This window comes from Rhodococcus sp. NPDC078407 (assembly GCF_044542515.1).
Classification (GTDB): domain Bacteria; phylum Actinomycetota; class Actinomycetes; order Mycobacteriales; family Mycobacteriaceae; genus Rhodococcoides.
On sequence record NZ_JBITUQ010000007.1, the window covers coordinates 25,492 to 42,980 of the forward strand.

General features: G+C 65.7%; 16 protein-coding genes. 4 read left to right on the forward strand and 12 right to left on the reverse strand.

Features of this window, described 5'->3' with window-relative positions; genetic code table 11:
• Positions 1 to 69: 69 nt before the first annotated feature.
• Together gatA and gatC are read right to left on the reverse strand one after the other, a co-directional pair.
• On the reverse strand, positions 70 to 1,542 hold the full coding sequence (gatA, locus tag ACIGGF_RS09580; RefSeq protein ID WP_397521128.1) for an Asp-tRNA(Asn)/Glu-tRNA(Gln) amidotransferase subunit GatA: 1,473 nt from the start codon (positions 1,540 to 1,542) through the stop codon (positions 70 to 72).
• Complete coding sequence (gene gatC, locus ACIGGF_RS09585; protein ID WP_397521129.1) at positions 1,539 to 1,838, reverse strand: Asp-tRNA(Asn)/Glu-tRNA(Gln) amidotransferase subunit GatC; 300 nt, start codon at positions 1,836 to 1,838, stop codon at positions 1,539 to 1,541. The genes gatA and gatC overlap by 4 nt, the downstream gene beginning before the upstream one ends.
• Positions 1,839 to 2,113: 275 nt before the next feature.
• Here gatC and ACIGGF_RS09590 point away from each other — a divergent pair, with 275 nt between their 5' ends.
• Positions 2,114 to 2,764, forward strand: coding sequence for an amino acid-binding protein (locus ACIGGF_RS09590; protein WP_397521130.1), 651 nt, complete (start codon positions 2,114 to 2,116; stop codon positions 2,762 to 2,764).
• Between the two features lie 15 nt (positions 2,765 to 2,779).
• Here ACIGGF_RS09590 and ligA read toward each other — a convergent pair whose 3' ends face one another.
• From ligA to ACIGGF_RS09640, 10 genes are all read right to left on the reverse strand, one after another.
• The gene (gene ligA / locus ACIGGF_RS09595) at positions 2,780 to 4,918 is read right to left on the reverse strand and encodes an NAD-dependent DNA ligase LigA (protein WP_397521260.1); all 2,139 of its coding nucleotides are present in this window, start codon (positions 4,916 to 4,918) and stop codon (positions 2,780 to 2,782) included.
• Positions 4,919 to 4,983: 65 nt separating this feature from the next.
• Positions 4,984 to 5,106, reverse strand: coding sequence for a hypothetical protein (locus ACIGGF_RS09600; protein WP_397521131.1), 123 nt, complete (start codon positions 5,104 to 5,106; stop codon positions 4,984 to 4,986).
• A gap of 133 nt (positions 5,107 to 5,239) precedes the next feature.
• Positions 5,240 to 6,427 carry a diguanylate cyclase gene (locus ACIGGF_RS09605; protein ID WP_397521132.1) on the reverse strand — a complete coding sequence of 396 codons (1,188 nt, stop codon included), beginning with the start codon at positions 6,425 to 6,427 and terminating at the stop codon, positions 5,240 to 5,242.
• 132 nt (positions 6,428 to 6,559) lie between these two features.
• The gene (locus ACIGGF_RS09610; protein ID WP_397521133.1) at positions 6,560 to 7,579 is read right to left on the reverse strand and encodes a methionine synthase; all 1,020 of its coding nucleotides are present in this window, start codon (positions 7,577 to 7,579) and stop codon (positions 6,560 to 6,562) included.
• Complete coding sequence (mnmA, locus tag ACIGGF_RS09615) at positions 7,576 to 8,664, reverse strand: tRNA 2-thiouridine(34) synthase MnmA (protein ID WP_397521134.1); 1,089 nt, start codon at positions 8,662 to 8,664, stop codon at positions 7,576 to 7,578. Before mnmA ends, ACIGGF_RS09610 begins: the two co-directional genes overlap by 4 nt.
• Complete coding sequence (locus ACIGGF_RS09620; protein WP_397521135.1) at positions 8,664 to 9,902, reverse strand: cysteine desulfurase family protein; 1,239 nt, start codon at positions 9,900 to 9,902, stop codon at positions 8,664 to 8,666. Before ACIGGF_RS09620 ends, mnmA begins: the two co-directional genes overlap by 1 nt.
• A gap of 82 nt (positions 9,903 to 9,984) precedes the next feature.
• Positions 9,985 to 10,914 (reverse strand): lysophospholipid acyltransferase family protein, encoded by a 930-nt coding sequence (locus ACIGGF_RS09625; protein ID WP_397521136.1) that lies wholly within the window; start codon positions 10,912 to 10,914, stop codon positions 9,985 to 9,987.
• Positions 10,911 to 11,729: a GNAT family N-acetyltransferase gene (locus tag ACIGGF_RS09630; RefSeq protein WP_397521137.1), complete on the reverse strand. Its 819-nt coding sequence runs from the start codon at positions 11,727 to 11,729 to the stop codon at positions 10,911 to 10,913. Before ACIGGF_RS09630 ends, ACIGGF_RS09625 begins: the two co-directional genes overlap by 4 nt.
• A 150-nt stretch (positions 11,730 to 11,879) precedes the next feature.
• Entirely contained in the window at positions 11,880 to 12,836 is a 957-nt protein-coding gene (locus ACIGGF_RS09635) for an electron transfer flavoprotein subunit alpha/FixB family protein (protein WP_397521138.1), read from the reverse strand.
• A gap of 43 nt (positions 12,837 to 12,879) precedes the next feature.
• Complete coding sequence (locus ACIGGF_RS09640; protein ID WP_397521139.1) at positions 12,880 to 13,680, reverse strand: electron transfer flavoprotein subunit beta/FixA family protein; 801 nt, start codon at positions 13,678 to 13,680, stop codon at positions 12,880 to 12,882.
• Between the two features lie 170 nt (positions 13,681 to 13,850).
• Here ACIGGF_RS09640 and ACIGGF_RS09645 point away from each other — a divergent pair, with 170 nt between their 5' ends.
• From ACIGGF_RS09645 to ACIGGF_RS09655, 3 genes are read left to right on the forward strand one after another with little or no spacing between them, the layout of a single operon-like run.
• A complete protein-coding gene (locus tag ACIGGF_RS09645) occupies positions 13,851 to 14,690 on the forward strand; it encodes a class I SAM-dependent methyltransferase (RefSeq protein WP_397521140.1) in 840 nt (279 codons plus the stop codon).
• A 23-nt stretch (positions 14,691 to 14,713) separates the two neighbouring features.
• The gene (locus ACIGGF_RS09650) at positions 14,714 to 16,243 is read left to right on the forward strand and encodes a 1,4-alpha-glucan branching protein domain-containing protein (RefSeq protein WP_397521261.1); all 1,530 of its coding nucleotides are present in this window, start codon (positions 14,714 to 14,716) and stop codon (positions 16,241 to 16,243) included.
• Entirely contained in the window at positions 16,240 to 17,487 is a 1,248-nt protein-coding gene (locus ACIGGF_RS09655; protein ID WP_397521141.1) for a glycosyltransferase family 4 protein, read from the forward strand. The genes ACIGGF_RS09650 and ACIGGF_RS09655 overlap by 4 nt, the downstream gene beginning before the upstream one ends.
• Positions 17,488 to 17,489 lie beyond the last annotated feature (2 nt).

The following is a 17,489-nucleotide window of genomic DNA, read 5'->3' on the forward strand; positions in this document are numbered from 1 at the left end:
GGCGCGTGGTCAGCGGCAGCGAGCAGCGGGGGCAGCCAGATCTGCAGCCCCCGCCGATGGCACCTCGAACTACCTCAGGTCGCCGCGAGCGGCCTCGTACGCGGCACCGACGCGGTAGAGGCGTTCGTCCGCGAACGCCGGGGCCATGATCTGCAGTCCCACGGGCAGACCGTCCTCGGATGCGAGACCCGACGGCACCGACATCGCGCAATGACCCGCGAGATTCGTCGGCAGAGTGCACAGGTCGTTGAGGTACATCGCCATCGGATCGTTCACTTTGTCCCCCAACGGAAACGCCGTGGTGGGGGTCGTCGGCGACACCAGAACGTCGACCTTCTCGTAGGCAGCGTCGAAGTCGCGCGCGATGAGGGTGCGCACCTTCAGAGCCGAACCGTAGTAAGCGTCGTAGTACCCGGCCGAGAGCGCGTACGTGCCGATCATGATGCGCCGCTTGACTTCCGGTCCGAATCCCTGCGCGCGCGTGGTGGCCATGACCTGCTCGGCGCTGTGGCTCCCGTCGTCACCGGCACGCAGCCCATAGCGCATACCGTCGAATCGAGCCAGGTTGGACGACACCTCGGACGGCAGAATCAAGTAGTACGCAGCCAGCGCATGCACGAAATTGGGGCACGAGACCTCGACGACCTCGGCACCGAGTTCGGTGAGCGTCGCCACCGCGGCATCGAAGGACGAAATCACGCCGGGCTGGTAACTGTCGGAATGCAATTCCTTGACGACCCCGACGCGAACGCCCGACAGGTCGCCGCGAGCGCCCTCCTGCGCCGCTGCGACGACCGGCCGAACTGCCGTATCGACGGACGTGGAGTCCCGCGGGTCGTATCCGGCGATCACCTCGTGCAGCAGCGCGGTGTCGAGCACCGTTCGCCCACACGGACCACCTTGGTCGAGAGACGAAGCACAGGCGATCAATCCGTAGCGGGAGACGCTGCCGTAGGTCGGCTTGGTTCCCACGGTACCGGTCAGGGCGGCCGGTTGGCGAATGGAACCGCCGGTGTCGGTACCGATGGCCAGCGGCGCCTGGTAAGAGGCGAGCGCCGCCGCGCTGCCGCCCCCCGAGCCGCCGGGGATACGAGTCGTGTCCCAGGGGTTCTTGGTCGGCCCGTAGGCCGAGTTCTCGGTCGACGAGCCCATCGCGAACTCGTCCATGTTGGTCTTGCCCAGCACCGGGATGCCCGCTGCGCGCAACTTCGAAGTCAGGGTCGCGTCGTAGGGCGACACCCAGCCGTCCAGGATCTTCGAGCCGGCCGTCGTCGGCATGTCGGTCGTGGTGAAGACGTCCTTGAGGGCGAGCGGAACCCCGGCAAGAGCCGATGCGGGTGCCTGTCCCGCAGACAGTCCCGCGTCGACCTCGGTCGCTGCTGCCAGTGCCTCGTCCCCTGCGACATGAAGGAATGCGTGCAGGTCCCCATCGACCTCGGAGATTCGGTCGAGATGCGCTCGAGTCACCTCGACCGCGCTGATCTCACGGGCGTGGATACGGGTGGCGAGCTCGGACGCGTCGAGCTTCGTCAGGTCGGTCATTCGCTCTCTCCCAGAATCTGCGGCACCGCGAAGCGGCCCTCCTCGGCGTTCGGTGCACCGGACAGCGACTGCTCCGGCGTCAGGCCGGGGACGATCACGTCAGGACGCGTCACGTTGACGATCTCGCTGGGATTGGCCGTCGGCGGAACGTCGTCCGTAGCCACCTCCGCCACGGCTTTGACATGGTGAAGAATCGAATCCAGCTGGCCGGCGAACTCGTCGAGTTCGGCGTCGCTGAGAGCCAAGCGCGACAGCCGGGCCAGGTGAGCGACCTCGTCGCGGGAGATGTCTGGCACCGCGTGGACCCCTTTCGGACAGTAGGAGCGGAGCCTGCAGAAGCCGCCCCGTATCAGTGCAGAGCGAACCGATCAGGTTCGCGGACGCGGTCAAGCCTAGTGCGTGGTGTCACGCAGGCTTTCGCGCACTCCTCGCGGCTGCGTCGAGTGTCAGAATTGTCACGGCCCGCGTTGCGGGACGTGGCGCACAGGTCGAAGATGCAAGGATTGCTCGCGCCGGGGGTTCACCGTGATGACACGAGTGCAGCCTGCCGAAAACCGAAAGGGAGCGTGACATGTCCTACCTGCTCCGCGTTCAACTGCCCGACCGGCCGGGCAGTCTCGGATCCTTGGCCGTGGCGCTCGGTTCGGTGGGAGCGGACATCCTGTCCCTCGATGTCATCGAACGCGGCGACGGGTACGCGGTCGACGATCTCGTCGTCGACGTCGCACCAGGATCGCTTCCCGACACGCTGATCACGGCCGCCGAGAACCTCACCGACGTCCGGGTCGATTCCATTCGGCCATACACCGGCGTACTCGACACCCATCGCGAACTGGAATTGATCGATCGCGTCGCCGCTGCATCCGATGACCGTCTGCAGGTGTTGGTGGACGGCGCCCCCCGGGTCCTGCGTGTGGGGTGGAGCACCGTGATCGCCACCAACGCACACGGTCCGTTCCGCTTGGTGGGAAGCTCCGGAGCACCCGAGACCCACGCCGCCGAGCTGCCGTGGTTCCCTTTGGCGGCACCCGCCGCGCTCGACGCCGACGCCGAATGGGTTCCGCAGGTATGGCGCGACATGGACACCAAGATCGCCGCGGCTCCACTCGGAACCACCGGCACCGTCCTCATGCTGGGCAGACCCGGAGGCCCGGAGTTTCGACCGTCCGAGGTTGCCCGGCTCGGCTACCTCGCGGGCATCGTCGCCACCGTGATCGACTGACGCCTCCGAGACCGATCAGTCCAGCGGTTCCGGTTCTGCCTCGGTGGGGGCCACTGCATCGGGTCCCTCGGTCAACAGCCGGGTGAATCCCGATTCGTCCAGCACCGGTACCCCGAGCTCGATTGCCTTGTCGTGCTTGGATCCCGGAGACTCACCGACCACGACGAACGCCGTCTTCTTCGACACCGAACCTGCCGCCTTCCCACCCCGGAGCAGGATCGCTTCTTTGGCCTCGTCACGTGAGTACGCGGTCAGTGACCCGGTGACGACAATCGACATCCCTTCGAGATTTCGCTCGATCGAGGCATCGCGCTCGTCTTCCATCCGTACGCCCGCGGCCCGCCATTTGTCGACGATGGTTCTATGCCAGTCGACGTCGAACCATTCCGAGACCGCGGCCGCGATGGTGGCACCCACTCCATCGACCGCAGACAGTTCCTCGACGGAGGCCGCCTCGATACGTTCGAGGCTGCCGAACTCTCCGGCCAACGCGCGAGCGGCCGACGGCCCCACATGCCGGATGGACAGGCTCACCAGGACGCGCCAGAGTGGCTGATTCTTCGCTACGGACAAGTTGTCGAGCAGCTTGCGACCGGTGGCCGAGAGGCCTCCCGGTTTCGTGCGGAAGATCGCCGTCTTCATCAGTTCTGCCTCGGTCAGCGAGAAGAGGTCGCCCTCGTCTTCGATGGCACCGGTGGTCAACAGATCGGATGCAGCCTCGTATCCGAGTCCCTCGATGTCGAATCGTTGCCGCTCGGCTACGAAGAACACCCGCTCGCGGCGCTGCGCCGGACAGAACTGAGAGTTGGGGCAGCGCAGGTCTGCATCGCCCTCCTTGGCCGGAGCCAGCGGCGTCGAACACTCCGGGCACTCGGTGGGCATGACGAACTCGGTTTCATCGCCGGTTCTCGCGTCGACCACCGGTCCGAGAACCTCGGGAATGACTTCACCCGCTTTGCGAATGGTGACCGTGTCGCCGATCAACACGCCCTTACGCTTGACCTCCGAGGCATTGTGCAGCGTCGCCAACGACACCGTCGAACCGGCGACGAGAACCGGAGTCATGTACGCGAACGGGGTCACTCTGCCCGTTCTGCCGACGTTGACACGGATGTCGAGCAGGGTCGTCGTGACTTCCTCGGGTGGGTACTTGTAGGCGATCGCCCACCTCGGTGCCCGGGACGTCGTTCCCAACCGCCGATGCAGCGACATCTCGTCGATCTTGACCACCAGGCCGTCGATTTCGTGTTCGACGTCGTGCCGGTGCTGATCCCAGTAGACGACCTTCTCGATGACCGCGTCGATCCCCTGCACTCGCGTGGTGTGCGTCGAAATCGGCAGGCCCCAGGCTCGCAGTGCCTCGTACGCGTGCCACTGCGAGTCCGGAGTGAAGCCCACCATGCGGCCGAATCCGTGACAGATCATGCCCAGGCGTCGCTTCGAGGTGACAGCTGGATTCTTCTGTCGCAACGATCCCGCCGCAGAGTTTCGCGGATTGGCGAACGGAGGCTTGCCCTCTTCCACGAGAGAGGCGTTGAGGGCTTGGAAATCCTCGAGGCGGAAGAAAACCTCTCCGCGCACTTCCAGCACGTCCGGCACGGGGTACTCCGCGCTGCCCGTCAAGGTGTCCGGGATGTCGTCGATCGTGCGCGCGTTGAGCGTCACGTCCTCGCCCGTGCGTCCGTCTCCGCGGGTGGCACCGCGAACGAGGGTGCCGTTCTCGTACACCAGATTCAACGCGACGCCATCGATCTTGACCTCACACAGGTAGTGCAGCTCCCGACCTGCTTCGGTCTCGACTCGTTTTGCCCACGCCCGAAGCTCGTCGTGGTCGAACACGTTGTCCAAGCTCAGCATTCGCTCGAGATGGTCCACCGCGGTGAACTCCGTCGCGAAACCGCCCCCGACGAGTTGGGTCGGCGAGTCCGCGGTGCGTAGATCCGGATGTGCATCTTCCAGATCGTTGAGCTCGCGCAGCAAGGTATCGAATTCCCCATCGGACACGATGGGCGAATCGCGTACGTAGTAGCGGAACTGGTGGGCGCGCACTTCCTCGGCCAGCGTCTGCCATCGCTCGCGATCGGCAGAGGACGCGGCATCGAGTTCGACACCATCCGTGAGCGAGCTGTCGTCGGCTTCTGCGGGATGTTCGATCGGTTCGGGCACGTTTCGAAGATTAACCGAACCCACCGACAACCGATCGTCTGCACGCCGAGCGGCTAGCGCCCCATCAGGCCCACCAGAAGTGTCGCGGCCACGAGCGCCACCGCACCGATGCCGGCGGTGAGTGCGAAGCCTGTCAGAAAGAAGTCGGAGTAGATTCCGCCGAGCACGGAGGCCATGACAGATAACAGCACTCCGGCAGGCAATCCCCGTCGTTGAGCATCCGAGAGCCGATACATCGCACGATCATCGCAGAGGCCCCGCCCGCGAACACCGGCGCACCGAGCTACGAGCTACGGGCAGAGTGCGCGCTCAGATCTCGTCGATGACCAAACTGTTGCCGCCGGACTGCTTGGACCGGTACATCGCCGCATCCGCCGTGCGCGCAGCCCTACCGACCACGGACGTTCCGACGTCCCACAGTTCGGAGTTCTCACGCAGCAGCGCCATTCCCACACTGACGGTGACGGGGATGTCGTCTCGACGGTCACAGAGCACCCGCACCATGTCGAAGCCGAGGTCGACCATGCCCCTCGCGTCACCGACGATGGCGACCAGAAACTCCTCGCCCCCCGTTCGGGCGAGAACTCCGCCCTGGTGTCGAACCAGGCGGCGAAGCCGATCGGCGACACGAACGATGACTTCGTCACCGCGGCTGTGCCCGAATCGGTCGTTGACAGCCTTGAACTTGTCGATGTCGACCACCAGGAATGCCATCGACAGGTCACGCTTTCGGGCCAGCTGCCACAGGTCCAACAATTCGCTGTCGATGCCCCTGCGGTTGTAGACGCCGGTGAGCGGGTCGAGAACCGAACGCTTGGCATCGTTGGACAGCGTGGTCCATGCAACCTGCGCGAAGACCGGCACAGCCACCGTCGCCAGTAGCAACACCACCGTGGCCGTCGCCACCGCAGGTCCGTCGACCGCAACGTACTCGCCGTCCATCACCTCGACGAGCGTTCGAATTCCGAAGCCGATGATGAACGTGCCCGTCCATACCAGGTGAGCCACGAGCAGTCGCGGACTGAGGAAGTACGTGCAGAACGCTCCGGTGACGGCAAAGAGCACCGTCCCGATCATCGAGGCGAAGGGCGCGTAGAGAACCAGAACCGACGTGGTGAGAATGTCGCCGAAGGCGAGGAATCCGACGAAGAACTTCTTGCCCGGAATGGGGCCGAACACGCATCGTGCGGCGACGAGCATTTGCACGATCAAGACGAAGAGGACCCACCCGATTGCCAGCGAGCCGCTGGGACCGAGATCACTGAACAGCATCAGAATCGAGGTGAGGGCGTACATGAGTACCGCTGAGCCGAACACGACCCGGATGATTCCGGTCAGGGGACGCGTGGACCGGTGATTGATGATCCACTCGAAATCGTGCGGCGCTCGATACCAGTCGGAGGTCGCGGCAGCGAGTTTGGCCAACACACCTCGGCGGTGTCTACCGGAACGACGGAGGGAGGCGACCTTGTCGAAGTCGCGACCGCCTGATGCCATGTTCCGAACTCCCACCGATCGATAGACCCCCGACGGCCTTGTGAAGAGTGTCACATCTGTTCGACGTCCCAACACTCGTGGGCCGCGGGGCCACGACGACCCTGCACTATCCCTCTCGGAGACTGTGCAGTCTCACAACGAGTCGGGTGAATCGGCGAATGCAGCGGCCACGTCTCGGGCGAGTCCCGTTGCGCGACGGGCCCACTCCGGCGTGCTACCCGCCAGACCGCAACCTGGCGTCACCGACACTTGCGATGCGAGCACGGCGCGATCGAACCCGAGGCGGTCGATCAAGGTCACACCCGGCTCCGCCAGCTCACGCCAACCAGTCGGCCGCATCGGAGCTTCCGCCGGAATCAAGCCGAGCATCAGCGTCTTTTTCGCCTGCAGCAACTCACCGATTCCGTCGAAATCGGTGCGGCGTAGCCCGGTCGCGTCCACTGCAACTGCCACGGCACGCGAGCGGCGAAGCAGATCGAAGGGGACATCGGGGTCGCAGCAGTGCACCGCCACTGGGAGCGCAACCGTCTCGATGAGCATGTCGAGCAGCTCCAGGGCGTCCGGTTCCGGCATCGCGCGCACCGTGTCGAGCCCCGTTATTCCCGACAGCCTGCCGGCGAGAACGGCTGCGAGACTTGGCTCATCGAGCTGAACCACGACGTCTACACCGAGCCGACGCGCTACTTCCGCGCAGTGCAGCCGGAGTCCTTCCCCGAGGGATTCGGTGAAGTGCCGGACGGCACCGCGATCGGTCAGGGCTCGATGCCCGTGCCGGAGTTCGACCTGAGCTGCCATCGTGAAGGGTCCGCAGGCCTGGACTTTGATCGTGCGGCCACTGCCGCGGAGCCCGGAGATCTCCCAGAGTTCCTCGAGCGCATCGAGATCCTCGGCGAGAAAGTCGTGCGCTCGACGACCGGCAAGCATCGGGCGCGGAACTACGCGATATCCGGACGAGCGTACGTCGAGTTCGACGTCGACCATGATGGCTCCGGTGCGCCCGATCATGTCCGCACCCAGTCCGCGCCCCGGCAGCTCGACGATGTGCGGTAGCTCGCCGATTTCGCCCAGGACGATTGCGGCGGCCTCACGGACATCGGTGCCCGGCCAGGAACCGATGCCGGTTGCTAGCCCTGCGAAATTGCTGGGGGTCACTCGCGCTCGGATCGAGTGCCCGAGATGGTCGAGCTACCGATAACGATGTCTCCGTGAATATCCTTGCGGTACAACACCGCTGCCTGTCCCTTGGCGACACCGGTGAGTGGAGAACGCAGTTGGATCTCCATCCCCTCGCCCACAGCCTCGGCGACAGCTTCGGTCAGACCGCCGTGTGCGCGAACCTGGACGATGCACTCGATGGGGCCGGTCGGGGCGATGCCCTCGGTCCACACCGCGCGGTCTCCGGTGATTGCCCAGACATCGAGCTTCTGCGCGGAACCGACCATGACCGTGCCGGTGTCCGGCTCGATCGAGGTGACGTAGCGCGGACGGCCGTCTGCGGCAGGACCTTCGACGCCGAGCCCCTTGCGCTGTCCGATGGTGAAACCGTGCACACCGTCGTGGTCGGCCAGTTCTGCTCCGGTATCGGAATCGACGACTTTGCCCGGGCGCACGCCGATGTGTGCGCCGAGAAACGCGCGGGTGTCTCCCGATGGGATGAAGCAGATGTCGTGACTGTCCGGCTTGTCCGCAACAGCAAGCCCACGCTCGGCCGCCTCCTCGCGGATCTCGGACTTCGGCGTGTCCCCGATGGGGAACATCGCACGGGAGAGCTGCGCCTGGTTCAGTACCGCCAACACATACGACTGGTCCTTGTCCGCGTCCACGGCCCGTCGCAGCACACCGTCGTGCAGCTGGGCGTAGTGCCCGGTGGCCACTGCATCGAAGCCGAGCGCGAGAGCGCGATCCGCCAGAGCGGAGAACTTGATCTTCTCGTTGCATCGCAGGCAGGGGTTGGGAGTTTCGCCTGCGGCATAGGACGCGACGAAATCGTCGATGACGTCCTCTTTGAACCGATCGGCGAAGTCCCAGACGTAGAAGGGAATTCCCAGCACATCGGCAGCGCGTCGAGCGTCACCGGCGTCCTCTTTCGAGCAGCAGCCGCGTGAGCCGGTGCGAAGCGCACCGGGAGCGGTCGACAATGCCAGATGGACGCCGACGACATCATGGCCTTCGTCCACGGCACGGGCCGCGGCCACTGCCGAGTCGACTCCCCCGCTCATTGCAGCAAGAACACGCATCAGCGATTTCCTCCTCGAGCTCCGACGCCTGCCAGTCCGGCGGCGCGGGCACGTTCGACGACCTGCGGCAGAGCCGCAAGCACAGTGGTGACGTCCGCATCGGACGAGCCGGCTCCCAGCGAGAATCGAAGCGACCCGCGGGCGACACGGGGATCGCTACCCAGCGCGATCAGGACGTGGCTGGCGCTCGCCACTCCTGCCGTACAGGCAGAACCTGTCGAGCATTCTATGCCTGCCGCGTCGAGCAGCATCAACAGTGAATCGCCCTCGCATCCGGGAAAGGTGAAATGTACGTTTCCGGCCAACCTGTCGTCGCCCTCCGGGCCGTTGAGGATGGCGTCGGGAACGGCGTCGCGGATTCCGCTGATCAGCCGATCGCGCAGTGCACTCAGTTCGATGCGGTGCCGTGATCCGTTCTGGACGGTCGAGCGCAGCGCAGCCGCCATCGCCACGACACCCGCGGTATCCGGGGTGCCCGACCGCACGTCGCGCTCGTGTCCGCCGCCGTGGAACAACGGAACGCACGCAACCTGGCGACCGAGCAATAGCGCGCCGACGCCTTGGGGTCCACCGAACTTGTGCGCGGCGATACTCAGCGCGGACAGACCACTGTCGGAAAAACTCACAGGCAGATGCGGCACGGCTTGAATCGCGTCGCTGTGCATCGGGACGCCGTACTCCGCAGCGACGGCCGAGAGTTCTGCGATCGGCATGATGGTGCCGATCTCGTTGTTCGCCCACATGATCGTGACAAGAGCAGTCTCGTCTGCGTGCAGAGCAAGTTCGGCGCGCAGTACGTCCGGTGTCACTCGGCCGTCGGCATCCACCGGGAGCCACGTGACACTCGCGCCGTCGTGCTCGACGAGCCATTCCACCGCGTCGAGCACCGCATGATGTTCGACGGAGCTGGCGATGATTCTGGTCAGCGCCGCATCGGAGTCACGCCGAGCTGCGAAAATGCCTTTGACGGCGAGGTTGTCGCTTTCGGTACCCCCGGAGGTGAAGATCACTTCCGACGGACGCGCGCCGAGATCGGCGGCGATCGCTTCGCGGGACTCCTCCACCCGGCGCCGGGCCGATCGGCCGGAGGTGTGCAGCGACGACGCATTTCCGACAGTGGCGAATACAGACGTCATCGCCTCGATGGCGCTCGGCAACATCGGAGTCGTCGCTGCGTGATCGAGGTACACCGGTGGCCGCGGCGGGGCGGAAGCAGTCGTACTGCGCACAGAAGGCATAACAGGCTAGACGATACCCGCTGCCCGCACCGCGAACGTACCTACGCGAGGTGCGTCCCTGCTCACGGTGATCGATGCTCGGTCAGGCCGCCGCAACCGTCGGGGCACTCGGGCGGCGCTCGGCTTCGGCCATGACCTCGTGCACCGTGGGGTCGTAGACGTCCTTGCGGGGTCGTTCCGCGGGCTCCACTCCGGCATCGCGTCGAATCGCCGCCTCGCACCGTCGCGCCAGGTCGCGTCGGTCGCCACCCGGTGCCTCCGGGGCCGTGAACTCCACCTCGGCACGCAGTCCTCGCAGTCGGAAGATCCGGCCGATGGATGCACCGATCGTTTCGTCTCCCACGAAGCACGTGGCGGTGGTCTGCTCGCCCGTCCGGTCGAGATAGCGGAGCCGAATCGGCTGCACCCAGGTCTCGGTGTCGATCGCGGACTGCAGCAGCGCCGGCCGCAGCGAACCGTATGCGCGACCACACCAGGTGGTGGCCTCGGGGAAGACGACGACCGACCCGCCCGCGCGAACGCGATCGGCAACCTCGTCGACGACGCCGGGGAGCTGACGGAGTCGAGCGCGATCGATGGGAAGCACTTTCATGGACCGCGCGAGACGACCGAGCACCGGCCAATCGATCAGGTCGGCTCGTGCGACGAAGGTCGACGGCTGGACCGCGGTGAGAACCACGACGTCGGTCCAGGAGATGTGGCCGGCGACGTGCAGTGCACCAGCGGCGGTTCGGGAACGTTCCCGGTCCGAGCGGGCATCGAGCACGGTGAGGTCTATCCCGATGGCGAACAGCAGAGTGCGAGCACCGGTCCGCGTCAGCGACCGGCGAACGCGGGGAAAAGGTACGCCGAGCACGACCAGCACCGGCAGCAATCCGAACGCAAGCAGTGCCAGCACGATACGCAGGGCGAGAACGATCCTTCCGACCGTCGGCGGATTCTTCGGGAGACAGCCGTCACTGCACGGCGACGACGGCATCCACGCATGAGAAAGCACAACCGGTTGCGTCATCGAGCACCCGGCTCGAATGTCGCTGCCGCCGAGCGCAACCGATCGAGATAGCGAGTGTTGGCCTCGTGCAGCCCGAGCAACGCGACGAAGTCCGCCACCCCGAAGTCGGGGTCGTGTGCGGGCTCACCGCAGATGGAGGCACCCAATCGGAGGTATCCGTTCATCAACGGCGGCATGGAGGTTCGCTTCGCCGGTGCGATGTCGACCAGGTCGACTCCGTCGACGACGACCGGAGCGTAGGGGCGCACTCGTCGATCGGGCGTCGTTGCATGCTTGTCCAACAGACGATCTCGAATACTCCGAACATTCGCCCCGGCCGGCTCACCCGAGCCCGACTGCATGGGGACCGATACGCAGCCCATCACCCACTCGTAGCCTGTCACGTCGAGATAGTGCAGGATTCCCGCCCACATGAGGCCGAGGACGGATCCGGATCGATGCTCGGGATGCACTGCTGCGCGGCCCATCTCGACGATATTCATACCGACCGGGTCGAGTGCGGATATATCGAATTCGGTTGCGGTGTAGTAGCCGCCCGCCGATACCGCGGCCTGCGGTGGCAGCATGCGGTAGCACCCGACGAAGGTGTCGGTCCACTGGTCGCGGACGAGAAGGTGATCACAGAAGTCGTCGAACCGGTCGGCGTCCAGACCGCCGGTGTCGGCGGGGATAGCAAACCCGGGCTCGGAGGCGAACACGTCGTAGCGCAGGCGCTGCGCGGCGAGTCGATGTTCGGGGTCGGTGGACAACACCAGCGAATAGCGGTCGGTGGCCGGGACGATCGAGGCGGTCGAGCTCATGACGGAAGTGGTCATGAGATGTGTCTAACGAGCGCGGAAGGCTACCGAGCGTCGCCGAGGAGAAGTGTCGGAAGAGTTTGCGTGAACACGATTGCGCCGGCGTACGCGACACGGGCCCCCATCGCCGATGCGATGGGGGCCCGTGTGGCCGAGATTTGGGAAAGACTATCCCTTGTGCTTCTTGACGGCCTCGGCGAGCTGGGGCGCGACGTTGAACAGATCTCCGACGATGCCGTAATCGGCGATCTCGAAGATGGGAGCTTCCTCGTCCTTGTTCACTGCGACGATGGTCTTCGAGGTCTGCATGCCGGCGCGGTGCTGGATGGCTCCGGAGATACCGAGGGCGACGTACAGCTGCGGGGACACGGTCTTGCCCGTCTGGCCCACCTGGAACTGGCCCGGGTAGTAGCCCGAGTCCACGGCGGCGCGTGAGGCACCGACTGCGGCACCCAACGAATCGGCCAAGTCCTCGACGACGGTGAACTTGTCGGCACTGCCGACGCCGCGGCCACCGGACACGACGACCGTGGCCTCGGTCAGTTCCGGACGGTCGCCGCCGACGATCGGATCACGCGAGGTGATCTTCACGGTGCCGTCTTCCTGCGAGGGCACCTCGACGGACTCGCGGGTTCCGGCTCCGGCCTTCGGCTCCGCCTCGACCGCACCGGGGCGCAGCGAGATGACCGGCACGTCGCCGTTCGCCTTGGCCTCGACGGTGAATGCACCGCCGAAGATGGAGTAGACCGCGCTACCGTCGCCGTTGATCGCGACGACATCGTTGTGGTAACCCGAGCCGAGGCGTGCTGCCAGGCGACCGGCAACTTCCTTGCCCTCGATCGTTGCCGCAGTGATGATCGCTGCGGGCGAGGCCGACTCCGCCAGGGACGACAGAATATCGACCTTGGGGGTGACCAGGAAACCGTCGACGTCGTCGGACTCGGCGACGTAGATCTTCTCGGCACCGGCTTCGGCCAGCGCGTCGGCGACCTTGTCTGCGGTGCCGACCGGTCCGGTGACGACCGCGGACGGCTCACCCAGGGCGCGAGCCGCGGTGATCAGCTCGGAGCTGACCTTTTTCAACGTTCCTTCTACGTGCTCCACGAGCACGAGTACTTCTGCCATGACTTTGCTCCTCGTTGGTCTTGAATTGCTCGGTGGGGCGGGATCAGATGATCTTCTGGCCTACGAGGTAGGTGGCGATCTTGTCGCCGCCGTCGCCCTCGTCGGTGAGCCGCTCACCGGCGGTCTTGGGAGGCTTGGGGGTGGACGACGTCACCGTCGTGCCGGCATTGTCGACGCCGACGATGCCGTCCTCGACACCGATGTCGGCCAGCGTGATGGTCTGCACCGTCTTCTTCTTGGCGGCCATGATGCCCTTGAACGACGGGAACCGAGGCTCGTTGATCTTCTCGGTGACACTCACGATTGCGGGCAGCGTGGCCTCGAGGCCGAAGATGCCCTCGTCGGTCTCGCGCTCGCCGGTGACCTTGCCGTCTGCGACAGTGAGCTTGCGCACCTGCGTCAGAGCCGGAATCTGCAGGTATTCGGCAATAATCGCCGGAACTGCACCGGTGCGGCCGTCGGTGGCCTCGTTACCCGCGATGATGAGATCGGCCGGCTCGTCGTTCTCGAACGCGACGTTGCCCAACGCGGCAGCCAGCGCGTAGCCGGTCTGGATGGCGTCGGAGCCGTGCAGGCTCGGGTCGTTGAGGTGCACCGCACTGTCGGCACCCATCGACAGAGCCTTACGAATCGCGTCGGTGGCGCGATCGGGGCCTGCGGACAGGACCTTCACCTCACCGCCCTGGGCTTCCTTGATGAGCAGAGCCTCTTCGACGGCCCGCTCGTTGATCTCGTCGAGGACGGCGTCCGCCGCCTCGCGGTCGAGGGTGTAGTCACCGTCGGTGAGCTTGCGCTCGGACCACGTGTCTGGAACCTGCTTGATCAAAACAACGATGTTCGTCATGGGTCTGCGTCGACCTCCTGGTCATGTTCTGCTGATCGTGAGTGTTCTAACGGTTGGTGCAGTTCTGGTTGATGCAGTTCTACGGCCTGAGACGAGGTTACCTCACCGTAGTTACTCGTGGGTAACTTACTTTCCCGTCCGTCCGACCATACATCCGCACCCCGACTGTTATGGCGACCACGTTGGCTTACCTCCGCGCAGGAGGCACTAACCTTCCGTCGGTGAACGATTCATCGTCTCGGACACCGGCACCCGAACCACTCCCCCTCACCGGCGAGCGAACAGTGCCCGGGATCGCCGAGGAGAACTACTGGTTCCGACGCCACGAGGTGGTGTACCGCGCCCTCGCCGAGCGGTGTCGCGGCCGCACGGTACTCGAAGCCGGGTCGGGAGAAGGCTACGGAGCCAACATGATCGCCGAGGTGGCGTCCCGTGTCGTCGGCCTCGACTACGACGTCTCGGCCGCCGCGCACGTCCATACGCGCTACCCCGCCGTGACCATGGTGCGGGGCAATCTCGACCGACTTCCGTTCGCGGATTCCTCGGTCGGTGTCGTTGTCAACTTCCAGGTCATCGAACACCTCTGGGACCAGGGAGCCTTCCTGGCCGAAGTACACCGGATACTCGAGCCCGGCGGCATTCTGATGATCAGTACTCCCAATCGCATCACCTTCTCACCCGGGCGCGACACTCCCCTGAACCCCTTTCACACTCGGGAACTCGACGCGGCAGAGCTGACCGAGTTGCTCGTCGCCGCCGACCTGGAGGTCACCGAACTCACCGGGGTCCGCCACGGCAACACGTTGGCAGCGCTCGACATCAAACACGGCGGCTCCTTCATCGACGCCCAGATCGAACGGGCCCTCGCAGGCGAGCCATGGCCGACCGAGTTGGCCGAGGACGTCGCCGCGATCACGATCGACGACTTCGACATCGCCCCCGACCACATCGACGACAGCCTCGACCTGGTTGCGATCGCTCGTAAGGGCTCGAGCGCGGTGATCGGGTGACGTCCGGCACCACCGTGCCGGGCATGTTCTCTCTGGTGCTGCATTCGCACCTGCCGTGGTTGGCCAATCACGGCAGGTGGCCGGTCGGCGAAGAATGGCTGTACCAGTCCTGGGCCGACTGCTACCTGCCGCTCACCGCGGCCTTGGAGCGCCTGGCCGACGACGGCCACACCGATGTGCTGTCTCTGGGTGTCACCCCCGTTCTGGCTGCCCAACTCGATGATCCGCACTGCCTGTCGGGTATGCATCATTGGCTCGGGAATTGGCAGTTGCGCGCCCACGAGGCCGGCGATCGCGCGCTGTCCGTTCGCGAACACCGAGGTGCCGCCGCGGCCCTCGAACAATTCGAGACACGATGGCGGCACGGCGGATCGGCCGTTCTTCGCCCGCTGGTCGACGCAGGCACGGTCGAATTGTTGGGCGGACCGCTTGCCCACCCGTTCCAGCCACTGCTCCACCCTCGGCTACGCGAATTCTCTCTCCGAGAAGGCCTGCTGGACGCCCGCGCACGCTGGGGTGCGACTCCGGCGGGCATCTGGGCACCGGAGTGCGGCTTCACTCCCGGAATGGAAACGGAGTACGCGGCGGCCGGCGTTTCACACTTCATGGTCGACGGCCCCGCGATGCGCGGCGACACCTCCCTCGGCAGGACGGTGTGGGATTCGGACGTCGTCGCGTTCGGCCGCGATCTTCCGGTCAGCTATCGCGTCTGGTCGCCCAGATCGGGCTACCCGGGGCACGGCGCCTATCGGGACTTCCACACCTACGATCACGACACCGGACTCAAACCCGCCCGCGTCACCGGCCGCACGGTCGCCTCGAACGACAAGGCTCCCTACGACCCCGAGCGAGCCGCAGCCACCGTGGATCGCCACGTCACCGACTTCGTTGCCGTGGTACGTCGACGACTGATCGCGGAATCGGAACGGATCGGCCGCGACGCGCTGGTCGTGGCCGCATTCGACACCGAACTCTTCGGACACTGGTGGCACGAGGGCCCTCAGTGGCTAGAGAAGCTCATGCGCGCACTCCCGGCCGCCGGAATCACTGTCGGCACGCTGAACGACGCACGCGAGCAGGGGTACGTCGGTGCACCGCTCGAACTCCAGGATTCGTCGTGGGGATCGGGCAAGGACTGGCGGGTGTGGGCCGGAGACGACGTCGCGGACCTGGTGTCGCTGAACTCCGAGGTCTCGCAGACCGCGCTCGACGCCGTCGATGCAGCCCGGGAGGACCGACGTCGCGTCGGCGGGCCCGAACTACGCAATCGGGTCAGCGATCAGATACTGCGTGAGACACTGATGGCAGTGGCCAGCGACTGGGCATTCATGGTCAGCAAGGATTCCGCCGCCGGTTATGCACGGGAACGCGCGCACGTCCACGCGCATGCTCTACGCGAGATCGCTGCTGCCGCCGGCGGGTCGACAGCCTCGGCAACTCGACTGGCGGCGCAGTGGAACCGTGCCGATGGATTGTTCCCGGCGTTGGATGCGCGCCGCCTTCCCGGCACGCACCGTGGCAGCGAGTCGAAACCTGCAGGGGGGCGTCGATGAAGATCTTGATGGTGTCGTGGGAGTACCCACCCGTGGTCGTCGGCGGCCTGGGGCGGCATGTGCATCACCTCGCGACCGAGCTGGTGAACTGCGGGCACGAAGTCGTCGTGCTCTCCCGCCGACCGACCGGCACCGACGCGGCCACCCACCCCACGTCCCACCTCATCGAGGACGGCGTACTGGTGGTCGCCGTCGCCGAGGACCCGGCACACTTCGTGTTCGGCGAGGACATGCTGGCGTGGACGCTTGCCATGGGCCACGCGATGGTCCGGGCCGGTGTCGCGTTGGGCAAGCCGGGCCTGGGCGAAGGCTGGCATCCCGACGTCGTTCACGCCCACGACTGGCTCGTGGCGCACCCCGCCATCGCTCTGGCCGAGTTCTACGACGTACCTCTCGTCTCGACGATCCACGCCACCGAAGCCGGACGCCACAGCGGCTGGATCTCCGGACCCGTGAACCGTCAGGTGCATTCCGTCGAATGGTGGCTGGCCAACGACTCGGACGCGGTCATCACCTGCTCGGCGTCGATGAGAGACGAGGTGACCACGTTGTTCGGGGTCTCCGAATCGACGGTCTCGGTCATCCACAACGGAATCGACGGGTCTGCGTGGAGCTTTCGGCGACGGGAGCCGCGATCGGAACCCGCGAAGCTGCTCTACGTCGGCCGGCTCGAATACGAGAAGGGAATTCAGGACGCCATCGCAGCCCTGCCGCGCATCCGGCGGAGCCATCCGGGTACCACCCTGCACATCGCCGGTGAGGGAACCCAGTTCGCGTGGTTGGCGGGGCTGGCGCGCACGCACCGGGTGACCCGGGCGGTGTCGTTCCTCGGCACGTTGGACCACACCGATCTCCTCGGTTGGCTTCACGGAGCCGACGCCATCGTCTTGCCCAGCCGATACGAACCCTTCGGCATCATCGCCCTCGAGGCCGCGGCCGCGGGCACTCCCCTGGTCGCGTCCACCGCAGGCGGACTCGGCGAAGCGATCGTCGACGGCGTCACCGGCCTGTCGTTCGCGCCTGCCGACGTCGCTGGGTTAGCCGCGGCCGTGCGAAAAGTACTCGACAACGCGGACGCTGCACAGGAACGAGCAGTGGCGGCGCGCGAACGCCTCACCGTGGACTTCGACTGGAAGCACGTGGCCGAATCGACGGCCCAGGTCTACCAGGGGGCCAAACGCAAGGTTCGGCATCCGCTGGGTCGTCCGCACATAGTCGAGCGCGCTCTGCCGGGCCGCACCTGACC